Annotated in this window: 19 protein-coding genes and 2 pseudogenes; 12 read left to right on the plus strand and 9 right to left on the minus strand. The window is 37.4% G+C overall.

Going from position 1 to position 16,772, the window contains the following annotated elements; translation table 11 throughout:
* A pseudogene (locus tag ACOXY8_RS13990) lies at nt 1-185 on the minus strand (group II intron reverse transcriptase/maturase); the annotation flags it as partial.
* An 808-nt stretch (nt 186-993) separates the two neighbouring features.
* Here ACOXY8_RS13990 and ACOXY8_RS13995 point away from each other — a divergent pair.
* The 3 genes from ACOXY8_RS13995 (at nt 994) to ACOXY8_RS14005 (ending at nt 3,774) form a co-directional block, all read left to right on the plus strand.
* Entirely contained in the window at nt 994-1,644 is a 651-nt protein-coding gene (locus ACOXY8_RS13995) for a hypothetical protein (RefSeq protein WP_014773446.1), read from the plus strand.
* A gap of 254 nt (nt 1,645-1,898) precedes the next feature.
* On the plus strand, nt 1,899-2,846 hold the full coding sequence (locus ACOXY8_RS14000) for an SIMPL domain-containing protein (protein WP_458332231.1): 948 nt from the start codon (nt 1,899-1,901) through the stop codon (nt 2,844-2,846).
* A 157-nt stretch (nt 2,847-3,003) separates the two neighbouring features.
* On the plus strand, nt 3,004-3,774 hold the full coding sequence (locus ACOXY8_RS14005) for a hypothetical protein (protein ID WP_458332232.1): 771 nt from the start codon (nt 3,004-3,006) through the stop codon (nt 3,772-3,774).
* Between the two features lie 244 nt (nt 3,775-4,018).
* On the opposite strand, the gene ACOXY8_RS14010 is transcribed toward ACOXY8_RS14005, so the two are convergent.
* Nucleotides 4,019-4,954: an AraC family transcriptional regulator gene (locus tag ACOXY8_RS14010; RefSeq protein WP_458332233.1), complete on the minus strand. Its 936-nt coding sequence runs from the start codon at nt 4,952-4,954 to the stop codon at nt 4,019-4,021.
* Between the two features lie 128 nt (nt 4,955-5,082).
* On the opposite strand from ACOXY8_RS14010, the gene ACOXY8_RS14015 reads away from it, so the two are divergent.
* Together ACOXY8_RS14015 and ACOXY8_RS14020 are read left to right on the plus strand one after the other, a co-directional pair.
* Nucleotides 5,083-6,612: an aldehyde dehydrogenase family protein gene (locus ACOXY8_RS14015; protein WP_458332234.1), complete on the plus strand. Its 1,530-nt coding sequence runs from the start codon at nt 5,083-5,085 to the stop codon at nt 6,610-6,612.
* Between the two features lie 63 nt (nt 6,613-6,675).
* Nucleotides 6,676-7,068: a DUF779 domain-containing protein gene (locus ACOXY8_RS14020; RefSeq protein WP_458332235.1), complete on the plus strand. Its 393-nt coding sequence runs from the start codon at nt 6,676-6,678 to the stop codon at nt 7,066-7,068.
* Between the two features lie 236 nt (nt 7,069-7,304).
* Here ACOXY8_RS14020 and ACOXY8_RS14025 read toward each other — a convergent pair whose 3' ends face one another.
* The gene (locus ACOXY8_RS14025) at nt 7,305-7,505 is read right to left on the minus strand and encodes a YwbE family protein (RefSeq protein ID WP_458332236.1); all 201 of its coding nucleotides are present in this window, start codon (nt 7,503-7,505) and stop codon (nt 7,305-7,307) included.
* A 248-nt stretch (nt 7,506-7,753) separates the two neighbouring features.
* On the opposite strand from ACOXY8_RS14025, the pseudogene ACOXY8_RS14030 reads away from it, so the two are divergent.
* Nucleotides 7,754-7,945, plus strand: a pseudogene (locus tag ACOXY8_RS14030) (HipA family kinase); the annotation flags it as partial.
* An 831-nt stretch (nt 7,946-8,776) separates the two neighbouring features.
* Here the strand turns inward: ACOXY8_RS14030 and ACOXY8_RS14035 are convergent.
* Nucleotides 8,777-9,100: a nucleotidyltransferase domain-containing protein gene (locus ACOXY8_RS14035; protein ID WP_458332237.1), complete on the minus strand. Its 324-nt coding sequence runs from the start codon at nt 9,098-9,100 to the stop codon at nt 8,777-8,779.
* 1 nt (nt 9,101) lies between these two features.
* Nucleotides 9,102-9,572 (minus strand): nucleotidyltransferase substrate binding protein, encoded by a 471-nt coding sequence (locus ACOXY8_RS14040; RefSeq protein WP_458332238.1) that lies wholly within the window; start codon nt 9,570-9,572, stop codon nt 9,102-9,104.
* A gap of 87 nt (nt 9,573-9,659) precedes the next feature.
* On the opposite strand from ACOXY8_RS14040, the gene ACOXY8_RS14045 reads away from it, so the two are divergent.
* Nucleotides 9,660-10,373, plus strand: a complete 714-nt coding sequence (locus tag ACOXY8_RS14045; protein WP_458332239.1) for a tRNA1(Val) (adenine(37)-N6)-methyltransferase — start codon at nt 9,660-9,662, stop codon at nt 10,371-10,373.
* Between the two features lie 5 nt (nt 10,374-10,378).
* On the opposite strand, the gene ACOXY8_RS14050 is transcribed toward ACOXY8_RS14045, so the two are convergent.
* The gene (locus ACOXY8_RS14050) at nt 10,379-11,719 is read right to left on the minus strand and encodes a saccharopine dehydrogenase family protein (protein WP_458332240.1); all 1,341 of its coding nucleotides are present in this window, start codon (nt 11,717-11,719) and stop codon (nt 10,379-10,381) included.
* A gap of 98 nt (nt 11,720-11,817) precedes the next feature.
* Here ACOXY8_RS14050 and ACOXY8_RS14055 point away from each other — a divergent pair, with 98 nt between their 5' ends.
* Together ACOXY8_RS14055 and ACOXY8_RS14060 are read left to right on the plus strand one after the other, a co-directional pair.
* Nucleotides 11,818-12,306 (plus strand): cytidine deaminase, encoded by a 489-nt coding sequence (locus ACOXY8_RS14055; protein ID WP_458332241.1) that lies wholly within the window; start codon nt 11,818-11,820, stop codon nt 12,304-12,306.
* Entirely contained in the window at nt 12,306-12,941 is a 636-nt protein-coding gene (locus ACOXY8_RS14060) for an alpha/beta hydrolase (RefSeq protein ID WP_458332242.1), read from the plus strand. Before ACOXY8_RS14055 ends, ACOXY8_RS14060 begins: the two co-directional genes overlap by 1 nt.
* A 16-nt stretch (nt 12,942-12,957) precedes the next feature.
* Here the strand turns inward: ACOXY8_RS14060 and ACOXY8_RS14065 are convergent, their stop codons facing one another.
* The 3 genes from ACOXY8_RS14065 to ubiE are packed head-to-tail and all read right to left on the minus strand — an operon-like array spanning nt 12,958 to nt 15,136.
* On the minus strand, nt 12,958-13,713 hold the full coding sequence (locus tag ACOXY8_RS14065; protein ID WP_458332243.1) for an SDR family NAD(P)-dependent oxidoreductase: 756 nt from the start codon (nt 13,711-13,713) through the stop codon (nt 12,958-12,960).
* The gene (gene porT, locus ACOXY8_RS14070) at nt 13,713-14,465 is read right to left on the minus strand and encodes a type IX secretion/gliding motility protein PorT/SprT (protein WP_458332244.1); all 753 of its coding nucleotides are present in this window, start codon (nt 14,463-14,465) and stop codon (nt 13,713-13,715) included. The genes ACOXY8_RS14065 and porT overlap by 1 nt, the downstream gene beginning before the upstream one ends.
* On the minus strand, nt 14,414-15,136 hold the full coding sequence (gene ubiE, locus ACOXY8_RS14075; protein ID WP_458332245.1) for a bifunctional demethylmenaquinone methyltransferase/2-methoxy-6-polyprenyl-1,4-benzoquinol methylase UbiE: 723 nt from the start codon (nt 15,134-15,136) through the stop codon (nt 14,414-14,416). The genes porT and ubiE overlap by 52 nt, the downstream gene beginning before the upstream one ends.
* 246 nt (nt 15,137-15,382) lie before the next feature.
* Here ubiE and yihA point away from each other — a divergent pair, with 246 nt between their 5' ends.
* From yihA to ACOXY8_RS14090, 3 genes are read left to right on the plus strand one after another with little or no spacing between them, the layout of a single operon-like run.
* Nucleotides 15,383-15,997, plus strand: coding sequence for a ribosome biogenesis GTP-binding protein YihA/YsxC (gene yihA / locus ACOXY8_RS14080; protein WP_458332246.1), 615 nt, complete (start codon nt 15,383-15,385; stop codon nt 15,995-15,997).
* Nucleotides 15,998-16,001: 4 nt separating this feature from the next.
* The gene (locus ACOXY8_RS14085) at nt 16,002-16,436 is read left to right on the plus strand and encodes a DUF5606 family protein (RefSeq protein ID WP_458332247.1); all 435 of its coding nucleotides are present in this window, start codon (nt 16,002-16,004) and stop codon (nt 16,434-16,436) included.
* Entirely contained in the window at nt 16,437-16,763 is a 327-nt protein-coding gene (locus ACOXY8_RS14090) for a hypothetical protein (protein ID WP_458332248.1), read from the plus strand.
* Nucleotides 16,764-16,772: the final 9 nt, after the last annotated feature.

Below are 16,772 nucleotides of genomic sequence, written 5' to 3' on the forward strand. Positions count from 1 at the left end.
CCCTTGATAGGATTGGGTACATACGTATGGTTCAGGATGGATGTGGCAATCCTGTCCCTGTTGCTTTCCAAATAGGAGAACAGTTCGGTAACTCTCATGCCGTCTACTCCTGAAGAACCTTTATTACTCACCACCTGACGGTAGGCTCTGTAAAGATTCTTACGGTTAAGTACTTTTTCTATCATATCTTAATCTGTTTACCCTGTCCGCTTAAGATAAGGCTGCCACAATAGTTGCTCCTTATCGAATTTGGACAAAATCCAATGTTCGGTCCTTCATTAACTTGTGAGTCCTCCGATAGTATCCCTTCGGTATCGGCTCGTTCCTGTCAACTACTATGACCTCTGCTGACTTCTCATCTTGTAACACGTACAAGTCGAGAGCTCCCCAGGTAAGAGCATATTCCTTCCCTCAATATCCACTGGATCTACCTGATAGGTGCCTGCTGATTTCTCAGCCTTTGGACGTCAGTATGCTGTGCTACCTCATCCGACCTGAAAGGCCTCTGTATCCAGTTCCTGTTCGTTGGAACCAAGGTTTGCAGTCTCGCTTCCTTCACTGCATGCCTCGCGGCAAACCAGCTTGCGACTTGCTAGTGCTTCGAGGCGTTACCCCCGCACACAAGGGACTTTCACCCTCTGGAATAATTTGGTATCTTCGATACCTGATGCCCATGCTGGGCACACACATTGTATATGCGATAATTGCGGGATTTTGTGGTAAATTGAAGTTCTGTGCAAGTATCAAACATTTGTGTAAAATTGAAACGATAGTGCCTTGAAATCCCGCAACTACGCATATACTTGTCCGTTACCCAACATTTAAAAAAATCTGGCTGTTTATCGAGATTAAAAAAAATTATGATAAAAATAGGATTGAAAAAGGCTTGTACGAATTGACTTTACTCGAATGTAATTTTTATGCAGATGGGCTTAACTCAGACGCAACCTTTATCTAAAATGAACATCTTAAAAATGGTTAAAACCAAAGAAAATGAAAAATTATATACACATTTCAATATTACTAATTCTATTTACAAATGCTGAAATAGCAATCGGTCAAGATAGTGAGCAAAGCAAATACAGCATTCAATTTAATTTGGGTATTTCAAGAACCTTACATTACAATCAACCCGTAAACTTATTTCAAAGCCTTGAAGGCAGCTTTCCAGAAGAGCAAAAGCCTAGAAATTCACCAAATGTAAATTTGAGTATTTATCGAGATTTTAATAGTAAAAATAGTTTGAAAATAGGTTTTGGTTCATCGAGTTACAGGTTTTGGGAAAGAGCTCAATCGAATGTTGGGGACGGAATAACCTTCGTAACCGTTGAATCGGTTCGAAGTTGGAGCTTTTACGGATTATCTTTAGGTTATAGATTTATTTTAAATCCAGAAAGAAAAGTCCGCCTCTTTGTTGAAAATGAATTTATTTACGAAATACCAACACAAAATTATGCACTACTTAAAAGTGGATTAGCAATACAACCAAAAATAGGTGGTATTTTAAATCTCAATGATAATTGGAGTATTCTTGTCGAAGGATTCTTTAAATCAGCGTTAACAATGTATAGTGACAAAAATTTTGGAGAGGACTATAAGCCTTATGCTTATGGTATACAATTAGGAGTTAATTTAAGAATATAAGAGGAATTTTGAGAATTGGGTTGCGGAAAAAACGTTGGGTAACAATGGCTAAAAAAACATAGGGGTTTTGGTGGTAAATTGAAAATTTAGAGCTTTTAATCAAGTCCGCCAAACCAGAATTTTGATAATGAAAAAAGAAAGATAAATATAAAAATATTTGGCTTGGCTAAGTACTAAACTGAAAGGGCGGTGTTTCAAACTCCCCTACGTTTCTTAGCCGGGTCGTTAGCAGCAATAAAAACAAAAAAAATATAATGAGAAAAATAATTACAGTAATATTTGCGTCTTTTTTAAGTCAGATAACATTTGGACAAGTTTCAGGAAACATAAATTACCAAAGTCAGGTCAGATTTCCAGACCAAAATATTAATATAAGTACACCTTCGACAACTGACATATTTATAAGTGTTAAAGGTTTGGCAAACGTAAAAGCAGATTCTTATGTCGCCATTTTTAGTGTGACACAAGTTGGTAAAACGACTGAAGAAGTAAATGAACTAATTGATAAAAGATTATCCCAAGCTGAATCGCAAATCAAACTCAAGAAAGGAACAGAAACCTATATCGATATGATTTCATTTGTTCCTGTTTATGAATATGAAGTTGAGAAAAAATTATTTAGCAAGAAAAGCTATAATGAAATACCAAAAGGTTTTGAACTTAAAAAGAATATCCATATTAAATATTCCGACCCAAATCAATTAAATGATTTTATTAGTATTCTTTCAAATCAAGAAATATATGACTTGGTGAGAGTTGATTACTTCTCGTCCACAATTGAAAATATTAAAAAGGAACTGACGAATAAGGCAAAAATAGCTTTACAAGAAAAGATTAAAAATTATGAAGCCATTTTAGGAGCATCTTTTGCAACGAACGAAAAAAGAATTATTGATGGATTTAAAATGATGCTACCAGTAGAAATGTATAAATCCTACGAATCATATAATAGCTCTTCTCTTAATCTTAAAAAGTCTGCTAATGTGAACAATGCCGATAAAGCGACAACTTTATATTACCAACCAATAATTGATAAAGAATTTGATTTTGTTATTAATCCTACAATTCTTGAACCAGTAATTCAAGTAATGTATGAAATAAAATTAGTGGTTAATCGTGAAAAGAAACCGACAACAAATGAGAAAGAATATATTTTAATAACACCAAACGGAGAAATGAAAAACCTTAATCTGAATAAATAAAGCTGCTAACATTGTATAAGCGTAATGCGGGATTTATTGCTAAATCGAACAATTCGTCAAGTAATAAAATTTTGGATAAAATGAAAACTTCGTCTTCAAAAACCCGCACTACGCTTATACTTGCCGTTAGGTGCCATTCCCAAACAACATACAAAAAATGAAGAAATGTAAATTATGTTTAAACAGAGAAGCTGATAAACCAAATTCACATATTATTTCTAAATTTTTAGGGAAGAGACTTTTTGAAAGTTTGCCAAACAGGCATAGTATACAGTATTCGAGAATTACCAAAAACTTCATAAAGAAACAAGACACACCAAAAGAAGATTTTATATTATGTAAATCGTGTGAAAAAAGACTTGAAATTATTGAAACATATTTTTCTCGAAGCTTAAATGAGTTATTCGAATTTCAAAAGTATCCACTTAAATTTCAACTTGACAAAATAGAAACGCAAGAATTTTTAAGATGTAATTTAAGACCAGACTTATTTACAATATTTATCTATTCTCTCATTTGGAGAAGTTCAATATCTGAACTTGAAATGTTTAAGGACTATAAACTACCAGAGAATGTTGAAGAACAATTAAGGCTTTTATTAGACACAAATTTGAAACTAAGCCAAAAAGAAATGCTTAATCATTCATTTCTTTCTATTACAGAATTTGATGCAATTACATGTTTAATAAAACCAAAGGAATACAATATAGAAAATGTTGGGATGTTAATTGCATATCAAAATTCACCTGAATGCTATTTACTGTTTATCTCAGAATTTATAATAATGTTTTATCCTAAATCTGAATTGTCGGAAATTGCTCATAGACACTTCAAAATAAGTGAACATTCGACTATTTTAATACCTCTTGCAAATACAGAACAATGGAATTATTTAAAAAAAATAATCTTTGATAAACTAACACAATGAACGGCACCTAACATGGGTTTGGCAATAGTGGTGCTTTAGTTCTAAATTGAACATTTGTGCTTTCTATTAGCTTTTGTGCTAAATTTGAACTCTGGTACTTTTTAATTCCCACCTTCGCCAAGCCCTAAAACGTTAGTCCAACTTACTTATTGAATTGAAAAACACCTCCGTTCTATTTCTTCCTTAATAAAGTAGATACATTAAAGAGGATGAAATTTGCGGAAGGATATTTAGCTATATAAGCTTAATAATTACTTTGAGCTTGGCGTTGTTGATAACGTTTTGGCGTTTGGCCTATTTCTTTTTTAAACACACGGATGAAGTAATTGAGACTATTAAACCCAGCCATATAGCAGACCTGAGTCACTTGATTATCAGGGTCTGCTAGATATTTCTTTGCAAGGTTTAATCTTTCTATTAAAATATATTCGTTTGGAGATACACCAAATTCTTGTTTGAAACTTCTAAAAAATGAAGCTCTGCTCATACAAGCTAAGTTGCTCAAATGGTCAACTTCAATCTTCTCTCTAATATTATTTTTTATATACTCAATGATAAAAGCAAATCGATTGCTAGGAGCCAGTATTCTAAAGTTTGCTTCTAAAAAATTCCTAGCCTGCGTTTGCATCAATCGGATAAGTAACTCTCTTAATGCTAAATTGGCGATTAAATCCTTTTCTTGGCTGTTGTCCTTTAGACTAATTCGTACAAAGCGATTAATAATTTCGGCAAGCTCTAAGTTATTGTTTAAATGGAACATGCTTTTATTTATTTCCCAATGTTCGTTTTCACCTACTTTTGGATAACGTTCATTTAATAAATCTAGAGTTCTTCTTATTTGATCATTAGAAATGGCAAGAGCTATGCATTGCGTTGGAGACTTTTCATCTGCTTCAGGGAAATCAATTCGCATAACTTCATTAGGTGGTACAATTACAGATTCTCCTGGCAAATAGTCAAATCCTTCAGACCCGTTGAGGTGCATTACTTTCTTACCGCGAATCATGCTTGTTAGCACTAGGTCATTAAATACTAGATCTACTTTTTCCGCTTTTTGGTGTGTTTCAAATACATTAAGCTCACAGTTTTCTAATGTGTAAGCTGTTCTATTTTCCACAAGAGTAGATAGCGTATTTGTAGCACTTATTGGGATATGGTTTAATTTGAAAGAGCCTTGCATGAATAGATATTAAACCTAAATTTAGTATTGTTTGGTTATTTATACAATAGGTATATCAATTGATACGCTAGGTTAAGTTTTCGATAATTTTTATATGGTTATTTAACCATAAATCAAAATTAACAATTATGTCAAAAGACACGCAACAGGACGGAGCTCATGGAATTGCTCGTCCGGATTTTAAAGAAAAGTATGATCATTACATTGGTGGCAAATGGGTAGCTCCATCCTCTGGCGAATACTTTGATAATATCTCACCTATCGATGGTAAGGCTTTTACAAAAGCTGCTAGAGGGAATAAAGAGGATATCAATTTAGCCTTGGATGCAGCTCATGAAGCTTTTAAAACTTGGTCGAAAGCCAGTGCAGCAAAGAGGAGTAAGGTGTTGCTTGATATTGCAGATGCCATCGAAAGCAATTTAGAATTGCTCGCTCGAGTAGAGACTGTGGATAACGGTAAGGCTTTAAGAGAAACAATGGCTGCCGACCTCCCGCTTTGTGTTGATCATTTCCGCTATTTTGCCGGCGTAATTCGTAGCGACGAAAGTAGTATTTCTGAGCATGATGAACATACTGTTAGTATCAATCTGCAAGAACCATTGGGTGTTGTTGGGCAAATTATTCCTTGGAACTTTCCTTTGCTTATGGCTACATGGAAAATTGCTCCAGCGCTTGCTGCAGGCTGTACCACAGTAGTGAAGCCAGCAGAGCAAACGCCTACAAGTATCATGGTGCTAATGGAATTGATAGGTGATATCGTTCCTCCAGGGGTGTTAAATGTGGTAACTGGCTTTGGCTTAGAAGCAGGCAAACCATTGGCACAATCACCTAGAGTTGCTAAAGTTGCCTTTACTGGAGAAACAACCACAGGAAGATTAATCATGCAATATGCAAGTGAAAATCTAATACCAGTAACAATGGAGCTAGGAGGTAAGTCGCCAAATATTTTCATGAAGAGTATTGCTGATGCTGATGATGCATTTTTTGATAAATGCGTTGAAGGTGCAGTAATGTTTGCCTTAAATCAAGGGGAAGTGTGTACTTGTCCATCTAGAATATTGGTTCATGAGGATATCTATGACAAATTTATGGAGCGTGTAGTAGCGCGTACTAAAGCTATTAAAATGGGTCATCCATTAGCGGCAGATACCATGATGGGAGCACAAGCATCTAATGATCAGTTTGAAAAGATATTGTCCTATCTCGACATAGGAAAGCAAGAAGGAGCAGAAGTGCTTTGTGGTGGTGCCGCTGCTTCTCTCGATGGAGAATTAGGAAATGGCTATTATATCCAGCCCACTATTCTAAAAGGCCATAATAAAATGAGAGTGTTCCAAGAGGAAATATTTGGTCCGGTAACTTCAGTCACTACTTTCAAAGATGCTGATGAAGCCATTGCTATTGCTAATGATACACTCTATGGTTTAGGTGCAGGTTTATGGACTCGTGATGCACATGAAATTTATCAAATGCCACGAGCAATACAAGCAGGTAGGGTATGGGTAAATTGCTACCATGCATATCCAGCTCATGCGCCTTTTGGAGGTTATAAGAAATCAGGATTTGGTAGAGAAAATCATAAGATGATGCTCAATTACTACCGAAATACTAAAAATATGTTGATTTCTTACAGCAAAGAGAAACTAGGATTCTTTTAGACAGTTGTCAAAATATAGGAGCCGTTCGAAAGGAATGGCTCCTTTTCTTAAAAATATGCATTTATGGTAAAAAGAGTATTGGTAACTAAAAAAGCAGAAAAGGTAATTGATGAATTAAGAGGTCGGTTCGGCGAGTTGATGTTTCATCAAAGTGGTGGATGCTGCGATGGCAGCCAACCAATGTGTTTTGAAAAAGGAGATTTTAAAGTTGGAGGCAGCGATGTATGGATTGGCAACGTTCATGGGTGTGACTTTTTTATGAATCTTGATCAGTTTGAATATTGGAAACACACACAATTGACCTTGGATATCACAGAAGGAAGAGGTTCAAGTTTTTCATTAGAAATACCTATGGGATTGAGATTTGTAATTAAATCTACACTTTTTAATGAAGCGGATTTGAAAAATTTAGAACCTGTAATTTCAGGTGAAGATTATTTGGAGCTGGGTACATAAATCATTTTTGCTCAAAAGCGGGAGGTAACAACTATGCTTTTCCTCAATTGAATATTTTTACAGACCTATAATAAAGCCTTCAATTATCAGAGATGCTGGAAGTGGAATTAAATAACATTTCGCTAAGTTTTGTATATCCTATACTTTAAGCTCGCTACGCAAAACAACCATTTTTAAATCAAGATAAGTCATTACGTAATGGCTAAAACAAAAATGGAGGCCTTGCCCCCACAAAGCTACTCCTCCAGAATTTCTTTTACCCTGCCAACTTCACCGGTTTCCAACATTACTTTGATACCGTGAGGATGAAAAGTAGATTTAGTGAGGATTTTCTTCACGAATCCATTGGTTAAGTCTCCCGTTCTCTGATCTTGCTTTTGAACAATTTCTACCTCCCGCCCTATTTTAACATCGTTTCTATTCCTTCCATCAGGCATATACTAAAAATTTTGTTTGAGTATGAAATGCTATGTTAAAGCTTTTCAGCTTAAAATGCATCTTTGTTAACAGTATCAAGTTTCTAAAAGCATATTCCTTTCTATAGAGAATTAAGGAAGGGTGAAGATAAAAAATGGCCCATCACGAATGGCAATCTATTTTGATTATTTATGGTAAGCAATTGAAAATGGCATTGGAACAAAAATTAGCTAAATTTCCATCCAGCTTGAGATTATAAGAGAATACAATGAGTACGCAGAAAAAAGAACTTAGAACTGTTAACGTAACGCGTTATGTCACACCATTGCGCGAGGGCGGTTCCATGCCTGCCATTGTCGAGGCAGATGACGGTTTTTTGTACGTTATAAAATTCCGTGGAGCTGGACAAGGTACTAATGCACTCATTGCTGACCTGATAGGAGAGGAGCTGGCCCCAGCTGGCGCGAGTTTTTAACTCGTGATTCCTCTCCAAATTAATCATTTTCAAAAAAGTCCTTACCCAGTATAATCCTACGAGTTGCTATATTCCATTGCCAATTAAGACTCTAATTCTTATTCAAGAGATTCCGTTTCCGATAAACCTCCTACCGCGCTTTTGTAAGGCGGGCTACTTTAAATTAAGGATTTGCAATCCTGAAGTCAATGGAAACGATAAAAGGAGAAAGTTTTATTAAGTTAATTGCATCGATTGTGTAGAAAGGAAAATAGATCGGAACGCTTTACAAAAGCGCGCCAGTTGAGATAATGAGGGAAAACCCACATCCTCCGCAATTGTCTGAATCAGCCTGCTTGCCGAGGTAAGAATTTGCAGAATTTATATATTCTCAGAATTTTGTATCAGGCTTCACCGCAATTGTCTGAACTATCCCACCTCGAAGGGCAGGGATTAGAGATGATTTTTTTGATGGACTATGATTTCAGGCTCCAGAGGAGCGAAATATCCATAGATAATCGAGAGGCACAAATCATCCTCCCGCCTCAACCATCCAAAAATAGAATTAGACCTAAATCAACTGCTCTCCAACTCCAACGACAACTCTTCAATATTCTCTGCTTTTTGAATCATCTATCTTCACCGCATTTGCCAACTGTTCGACATTTGCAATGTCGTACTACAGATAAAGAGGATTTGTAATCCGATAAACGAGAACGAGGGAAAACCCCCATCCTCCGCAATTGTCTGAATCACACCCGCCTTGGAGGGCAGGGATTAGCCGGATTAAAATATTTTATTACAAAAGCCTAAATCAATTGACCATAAAAACGCTATTTATAAAGCAGAATTAGCTTCTCTCTTATAAAACACCTTACCTATCCTCATTATATGATCAAGAAATTCAGAGTTTGATATTTTATGGTAAATGGAAATATCGAATTTGTAGGGTAACAACAAATCATCTAAATCAAACTCAATTTTAGTTAGTAAACTCAAGTCAATATTCTTTCCAATAAGCGACAGATCAATATCGGAAGCAGGTTTGTAATTACCCATAGCTCTAGAACCATAAATCAAGACGCTCTCTATTTGTGGATATTTTGCGAATACATTATTAATACAGTTCACCTCTTCCTTAGTCAATCCTGATTTTTCCATTCTATTGTAATTTTCCTTGCTCATTACTTTTCTTGGATTCCATAATCTGATGAAATTCTAAAAAAGCAGGATAATACTCTTTCATTATTTTAACAAAAATCTCATTAGCAACTTCTTCATTATAAGTATGCGATGTCTTGTTTCTACTGCCTATCATGTCCATCCAAACTTGGCCATTGGATATGATTTTTAGTTGAAAGGCCTCTCGACTTGCGTCCCTACTTCCTCCAATACTTGTGTTACCCTGAAATACAGCATAATCTTTCATCACATTCCACGCGAGCTCATGTGTATATTCAAAACGCTGAATTAATCCTTCTCTAATTATTTCATCCAAAACATAATCTAAACCCTCGTCTTCATGGTCATCTTCTAACAGATTGTTTTTGATGTATTCAACTGCTTGCGAAAGTTTGTGTAATGCTTTTACAAAATTTGAAAAACGCTGCTCCCATCTAATGTCTTGTTCCATTTCAAAAGGATATTAATTTGAATTCTAAATATACCTATCAATTTCAAAAATCTAACCTTTACTTTGTAGCTGTATCCAAAATCAGCAATGCCCAACACCGTATTCCATTTCAAGCAATTCAGCATTCAGCAAGGTGATACAGCCATGAAGGTGACTACGGATGCGTGTATTTTTGGTGCGGTGCTATGCAGGTTTGCAGCTAAAGGTGTCACTGGATTGGATATTGGCGCTGGTACGGGTTTGTTGACTTTGATGGTGGCGCAAGGTGGAATCAAGCCAATAACCAGCTTAGAAATAGATAGCAATGCCTACAATCAAGCCAAAGCTAATATTGAGGCCAGTAAATGGAATACCGACATCTCGCTTTTGCATACAAGCTTACAGGCATTTCAAGACAGTGCTCAATCTCCATTTGGCTTGATTTTCAGTAATCCGCCATTTTATCCCAATTACCTAAAAAGCAAAAATGCTGCAACCAATGCAGCTATGCACCAATCGACTTTAAGCTTCGCTGAATTATTGCTGGGCGTGAAAAAGCTCCTTTCAGCAGACGGTGAATTTTGGGTTTTGCTGCCTTATGTTCAAGCAATAGCATTTGAGCAGTTAGCTGTCGGGCATGGCTTGTATAGAAATTTGGAATGGAAAATCCGTGAAAATGAGCATAAACCTTGGATTAGGGTAATCCAAAAATACGCATTCAATGCAAGTAGCAATCCTCAAAAGCTGACTCTTACCATTCGGGATGAAGAGCGTAACTATAGTGCCGAAATGAAAAAGCTAATGGAGGATTTTTATCTTTAATAAGCCTAATCTCTCTTGATTTCGGTTTCGTGAAATTGGATTCCAAACTTGCTAAGCTCTGCCAATATCGGATTGTAAATTTCCTTATTGATAGGCAGTTGAACTCCAGAAAGATTAATTTTTCCATCTAGCACCATCATGGCTGCAATACCCAATGGCAAACCTACTGTCCGCGCCATGGCAGTGCGCTCTTGATCATCGCCAATATTTACCATGTGGGAGTGAATTTCCCGTATCCTCCCGCCATCTACAAACTCGAATTTGTGCCACATCACAATCATATCCTTATCCTCATCTCTTAGCGCCCATCTCTTTTTCAGAATGTGCTCCAATATTTGCGCTGGCGTGCCTTTATCTAATCCCACCAAAGTATCATCAAATATTCCCGCCCAGCGGAGTTTATACATTTCGGCACCATCAAGCTCCAAGTTGAGATAATGCGCCAATTTCAGCTCTACAGAATCGTGTGGATTGTAGGAAAGGAAGCTATTGATAAACTGACGATGCGACATTTGGGCTACGTTTTCCATTTGGTAGCTATCATCCGTTGCGCCCAATTGCACAAAAATATCCCAGGCTTTGCAAAAACCAGTTTTGCGGAAGGTACCGCGATAAATTGTGCTTATATTTTCTAAACCATAAACGCTACGATATTTGAGTGAATCGCGATTAGCATAGCCTTCGAAAAAGCCATGACCTGGAATATGAACAACCTCAGTGCGTCGAAATACTTTATGGTAAGGAATAAACTTATAAAGCCCTTCTTGAATAAATTTGACTACCCCCTGCCCTGCCAGAACCACATTGCGCGGATTCCATGTAAAACGATACTCCCAAGGATTATCATCCGTATCGGAAGGTGCTAGCAGTCCGCCAGTAAAACTCTCAAAAGCTCTTAATTCATGTCCTTTGGAGCGTATTTCGTCAATTACTTTAATGGCGGACATGTGATCTATACCCGGATCTAGACCACATTCCATCAAAATCAAAATATCCTTTTCACTCGCCTTTTGATGTAAGGCTTTGATCTCATCAGAAGCATAAGAAGCAGTGATTAAATGTTTTGCCATCTGCACGCAGACCTCAGCTACTTTAATATGCAAATGAGCGGGAACCATTGAAATCACCAAATCGCTATTGGCTATATGATCGGCCAATCCTTGTTGATCGAATAAATCGAATTGGAAGGCTTCAGCAGTTTGATAATTTTTCACTTTTTGCTCGGCCAATTGCAAATCGACATCACCCACCCGCAATTTCCAATTTCGGGAAGCGCATTGCTCTGCCAAGTAATCAATCAAAATAGTGGAAGACCTACCTGCACCTAATACTAATATTTGCTTCATAGCTTCTAAATTATGCTCCAAATTAGACGCCCTTTTTCTGCCTTCCAAAACCTTAAGTCCATTATTTATGTATATTGTTACCCTGTTTATTAAATTTTATGAGCCAAACAAAGAAACTAGAAATTGAAGTGATTCATTATCAATCAATTGAAGACCTTCCAAAAATATATACCAACTTGCTATTAGAAGCCCGAAATGCAGCTTCTCATTCATATTCTCCATATTCTCGATACGAAGTAGGTGCAGCGGTATTGTTGCAAAATGATATAATCGTTCCTGGAAGCAATCAAGAAAACTCTTCTTATCCTACGGGATTGTGTGCCGAGCGTGTGGCATTATTTGCTGCAGCTACTCAGCATCCTGGCATCAAAGTAAGGGCTATTGCTATAACGGCTCGTAAGGCTGGAAATGAGCATTTTGAAGCTGTGACACCTTGCGGAAGCTGCCGACAAGTGATGTGCGAATATGAAGATTTGCATCAAGAGGATATCACAGTAATAATGGAGGCTGGAAATGGCGAAGTGAACATCGTAAAAAATGCAGGCAGTTTACTCCCATTGAAATTTAGTCATGCAAATTTGAAATAATGCAAAAGGATATTTTAGTAAATTTTAGGGCAAGATATTTCCAATCGAATGAGCCAAGTGAGCATATCAAAAATGTATATTTTGTATGTCATGGGCATGGAATGTTAGCTTATTATTTTCTAAAAAAATTCGAAGGCTTGTTTGATAGTGAAACGATTGTGGTTGCTCCCGAAGGCTTGTCAAGATATTACTTGGATGGATTTAGCGGGAGGGTTGGTGCCACTTGGATGACCAAAGAAGAACGCCTTACAGACATTCACAATTATGTGACCTATCTCGATACGGTATATCAAGAAGTGATAAACCATTGCCCAAATGCACGAATTACTTTACTGGGATTTAGTCAAGGAAGTGCAACTGCCAGTAGATGGCTGATGCATGGCAAAAACCATTTTGATAGATTGATTCTCTGGGCGGGAATCTTCCCACCAGACTTACCATTCGAACTAAGCGAGCAAAAATTGAAGGATACTGAAATTACTTTCGTGTATGGCCAGAATGATCCTTATCTAAGCGAACAGAAAATGAATGAGCTGAGAGATATTACCAGCAAGCTAGGTGTGCAAACAAAAGAAATGGTGTTTGATGGTGCCCACGAAATCGATAGCGAAACACTATTGAAATTCAAAAATTAGGAATTTCCTGCTAATCTCACTTCTTATTAATCATAGTAGAAGCAGCCTGATCGCTGGACAATAACAACATATCGGCAACATTTACATGAGCAGGTCTTGTTGCCATATAGCAAATAGCATCGGCAACATCTTCAGCTGTAAGTGGCTGATAGCCTTTGTAAATTGAAGCAGCTCTTTCTTCATCGCCTTTGAAACGGACTAAACCAAATTCTGTCTCCACCATTCCAGGGCAAACTTGGCTTACTCGGATGCCTTTATCATACAAGTCGCGACGCATACCAGCAGTCAAAGCATCCACAGCAAATTTGCTAGCGCAATAGACATTGCCATTTGGATATACTTCTTTGCCTGCAATAGATCCAATATTGATCACCTGCCCTACTCCACGTGCTACCATACCGGGAATCACTGCTTTGGAAACATACAATAAGCCCTTCACATTGATATCGATCATGGCATCCCAATCTTCCAAATCACCATCTTGGATGGGTGCGAGTCCATGTGCATTGCCCGCATTATTTACTAGCAAATCTATTTTACTCCATCTTTCCGGCAATGAGCCAATTTCCTTGGCCACCGCTTCCTTATCTCGCACATCAAATGATAGTGAGAAAAATCCGCATTTTCCATTTAATTCCTCCTTCAATGCGGCAAGTCTCTCTTCTCTACGACCGCATGCGATTATGTCAAAACCATTTTCAGCTAATAATAATGCAGTAGCTTTTCCGATTCCAGATGTAGCACCGGTTACAAGGGCAATTTTTCGACTCATTATTGGAAATTTAAGTAAAGGGTCACACTATTATACGTTACTCTATCGAGGCCTCGGGTGAGGTCATTATCCCGACTGGCAAGCAAATTAGACAAACCGTATGAAAATCTCAATTCGGGTGAGAACTTGAAAAAGGAAAAATAAATTTCTGAACCGAACCCGATATCTACAGCCAAATCTGACCTCAATAACTCTACACGATCTTGAGTAGAATCTTCATCCTTGCGTTTGCCGCCTTCCAATATTGGTTTCACCCCACCAATCAGATACATGCGATGGTTGCCATGCCGAGACGATTTCCATTTTAGCAAAAGAGGAAATTCGATGCGTGTACCTTCTATCAATTCCTCCCTCACACTTCCCTCGCTACCTTGTGCGCCTGCATAGTGATAATTGAGTCGGGTTTCGTAAAAGGCAATATTTGGATGAAATCGAAAATCCCAATAATCACTCAATCGAGCATTTATTAGGAAACCTATAGAAAAACCTGGTGAGGATTGCGGGAGGATAGCCGATAAGTTGGCTACACTATCAAATTCATTATTATAAATGATATTATTAAAACTAGAATGAACCGCCAATGAAAAGCCATAATGATACTTTTGCTTATCGTATCCTGGCAGGTTTTCTTCGATCCATTTTTTCTTCTGAGCTGTAGCTGAAAAGCCTGCAAAGAATAATAAAAAAGCTAAAGCATAAATTATTTTATGCCTGTGTAAATTGAGCTTATTCCAAGAGTTAATGGCTTGCATTCAGTGTTTTTGTATCCAATATTATCAAGTATATCAGTGAAGTTTTTTCCATCAGGAAAATCTCTCACAGATTCTGGCAAATATGTATAAGCCGAGTTATCTTTCGAAACGACTTTACCTATGCCCGGCAATATATTTTTAAAGTAGAAATTATAAATCTGTTTGAATGGAAATGCTTTTGGTTTAGAAAACTCAAGTATTACCACTTTTCCACCTGGCTTCAATACTCGGTACATTCCTTCCAAGCCCTTTCTCAAGTTTTCGAAATTTCTTACCCCAAATGAAACGATCACTGCATCGAACATATTGTCATCGAATTGCAAGTCTTCGGAATCACCCGTTTGCAGTTGGATTTTATCTGCAAGTCCTTTTTGGATCATTTTCTTCTTGCCTACATCAAGCATCCCTTCCGAAATATCCACGCCAATGATTTTATCTGGATTGAGGACAAGTGCTTCCAATGCAAAATCACCTGTTCCAGTAGCTACATCAAGTATCATTTTTGGCTGCAATTCCTTCAATTGCTTAATGGCCTTCTTCCTCCAGCGAATATCGATACCCAAACTCAAAACATGATTGAGTAAATCATATTTCGGGCTGATGCTGTCAAACATATCCGCCACTTGTTTCTTCTTCCCTTCTCCCCTGTCTTTGTATGGTACTACTGTCATGATTTCTAATTCTGGTGCAATATTAATCAATAACTCGCCTACCTCCCGCTTAGTTAGAGAAAAATGAAAAGAGATACTAAAATTTTCTAAAATAGAGGAATCAGGAAAGCCAAAACCCTGATTCTACATTTTTCAAGAAATAAATTTCAAACAAAAGCACCAACCATCCATTTCAGCACCCATTTGTCAGGAATATGATGGGTATAGATTTTTTACTTGGTGTATATGGTATAATTTTGTCGTCCTATGGCAAAAGAAAGGATTGTTTCAGCAGAATTTGTGATGAGTAATACGGATCCGGCCAAGTGCCCTGAGCCCAATATGCCAGAGTATGCTTTTATTGGTAGATCTAATGTGGGCAAAAGCTCGCTCATAAATATGCTTGTTGGCCGTAAAGCTATGGCCAAGACTTCTGGTACGCCTGGCAAAACTCAGCTGATTAATCACTTTCTGATAAACAACTCTTGGTACATTGTGGATTTGCCAGGATATGGCTACGCAAAGACGAGTCGTACAAACAGAACAAGTTGGGAGAAAATGATCAAAACTTATTTGGAATCCCGACCAAATTTGGTTTATGTGTTTGTGCTAATAGATAGCCGAATAGATCCGCAAAAAAATGATATGGAGTTTATCAATTGGCTGGGCAAACAAGGAATTCCTATTTGTCTCGTTTTTACAAAAATTGATAAGCAAACTGTAAACAAGTCGCAAATGGCTATTGCTAAGTTCAACAGAGAGCTAAAACTCACTTGGGAGGCATTGCCACAGGAATTTGCTTCCTCGTCCGAAACGAAACAAGGGCGGGAGGAAATTTTGGATTTTATTGAATATTGGAACCAACAATTTAAGGAAGAATAAATACATGGAATTTAACGAAATAGCTAGCATTACAGGCAAAGGTGGCTTGTACAAAATTGTAAAAGGAGGAAGACAAGGTGTGATTCTGGAAAGTATGGACGATGCAAAGAAACGGATTCTTGCAGGCCCAGCTACCCAAGTTTCTCTGTTAGAGGAAATCTCCATTTACACTGTGTCGGACGATAACACTCCATTGCTTGATGTATTCAAGGCGATCAAGAATGAATTTGGTGAAGATCCAGGCATAGAGCATGATGCAACACCGACTGAACTTCGTAGTTTCATGAAACACATATTGCCCGAGCATGACGAAGAAAGAGTGTATCCTTCGAATATCAAAAAGCTAGTAGCATGGTATAGAATCATTATCAAACTATGCCCGGAAGTATTGGAAGATACTGATGAGCCTAGAAGTGAAGTCGATGCTCCAACTCAATAAATGAACGAAAACACAAAACCTGAAGAATGGATTCGGCAGACTGCCGAGCTGACGATTAAGCAGCTTGATCAGGAATTGCCGAATCCATTTTCATCTGACGAAGGTGATTGGGAAGTATTACAAGCTTGGCTTCTCAAGGTGATTAAACACAAGCTTGACTATGATATGCAAGGTTTGTTGCAAGCCTTGTATCGGATTGACTTGAAAGAAAGTAAAGTCAAAGAAATATTAACTCTTGCTCCACCAGATGACATCCCGCATTTGCTGACTGAAGAGATTTTGAAAAGACAATGGCAGAAGATTTTAATCCGCCAAAAATACAGCTGAAGCGTTTTT

The sequence above is a fragment of the Peijinzhouia sedimentorum genome (genome assembly GCF_049340005.1).
In the GTDB taxonomy this organism is placed as follows: Bacteria; Bacteroidota; Bacteroidia; order Cytophagales; family Cyclobacteriaceae; genus CAXBDP01.

Excerpts from the sequence above, each read along its gene's own strand:
- ACOXY8_RS14040 (WP_458332238.1), bottom strand. The coding sequence starts at position 9,572 with ATGGAACAAGACATTAGATGGGAGCAGCGTTTTTCAAATTTTGTAAAA.
- ACOXY8_RS14025 (WP_458332236.1), bottom strand. The coding sequence starts at position 7,505 with ATGCCTGATGGAAGGAATAGAAACGATGTTAAAATAGGGCGGGAGGTA.
- ACOXY8_RS14020 (WP_458332235.1), top strand. The coding sequence starts at position 6,676 with ATGGTAAAAAGAGTATTGGTAACTAAAAAAGCAGAAAAGGTAATTGAT.
- ACOXY8_RS14010 (WP_458332233.1), bottom strand. The coding sequence starts at position 4,954 with ATGCAAGGCTCTTTCAAATTAAACCATATCCCAATAAGTGCTACAAAT.
- ACOXY8_RS14035 (WP_458332237.1), bottom strand. The coding sequence starts at position 9,100 with ATGGAAAAATCAGGATTGACTAAGGAAGAGGTGAACTGTATTAATAAT.
- ACOXY8_RS14000 (WP_458332231.1), top strand. The coding sequence starts at position 1,899 with ATGAGAAAAATAATTACAGTAATATTTGCGTCTTTTTTAAGTCAGATA.
- porT (WP_458332244.1), bottom strand. The coding sequence starts at position 14,465 with ATGCAAGCCATTAACTCTTGGAATAAGCTCAATTTACACAGGCATAAA.
- ACOXY8_RS14060 (WP_458332242.1), top strand. The coding sequence starts at position 12,306 with ATGCAAAAGGATATTTTAGTAAATTTTAGGGCAAGATATTTCCAATCG.
- ACOXY8_RS14065 (WP_458332243.1), bottom strand. The coding sequence starts at position 13,713 with ATGAGTCGAAAAATTGCCCTTGTAACCGGTGCTACATCTGGAATCGGA.
- ACOXY8_RS14005 (WP_458332232.1), top strand. The coding sequence starts at position 3,004 with ATGAAGAAATGTAAATTATGTTTAAACAGAGAAGCTGATAAACCAAAT.
- ACOXY8_RS14055 (WP_458332241.1), top strand. The coding sequence starts at position 11,818 with ATGAGCCAAACAAAGAAACTAGAAATTGAAGTGATTCATTATCAATCA.
- ACOXY8_RS14050 (WP_458332240.1), bottom strand. The coding sequence starts at position 11,719 with ATGAAGCAAATATTAGTATTAGGTGCAGGTAGGTCTTCCACTATTTTG.
- ACOXY8_RS14015 (WP_458332234.1), top strand. The coding sequence starts at position 5,083 with ATGTCAAAAGACACGCAACAGGACGGAGCTCATGGAATTGCTCGTCCG.
- ubiE (WP_458332245.1), bottom strand. The coding sequence starts at position 15,136 with ATGACAGTAGTACCATACAAAGACAGGGGAGAAGGGAAGAAGAAACAA.
- ACOXY8_RS14045 (WP_458332239.1), top strand. The coding sequence starts at position 9,660 with ATGCCCAACACCGTATTCCATTTCAAGCAATTCAGCATTCAGCAAGGT.
- ACOXY8_RS13995 (WP_014773446.1), top strand. The coding sequence starts at position 994 with ATGAAAAATTATATACACATTTCAATATTACTAATTCTATTTACAAAT.
- ACOXY8_RS14090 (WP_458332248.1), top strand. The coding sequence starts at position 16,437 with ATGAACGAAAACACAAAACCTGAAGAATGGATTCGGCAGACTGCCGAG.
- yihA (WP_458332246.1), top strand. The coding sequence starts at position 15,383 with ATGGCAAAAGAAAGGATTGTTTCAGCAGAATTTGTGATGAGTAATACG.
- ACOXY8_RS14085 (WP_458332247.1), top strand. The coding sequence starts at position 16,002 with ATGGAATTTAACGAAATAGCTAGCATTACAGGCAAAGGTGGCTTGTAC.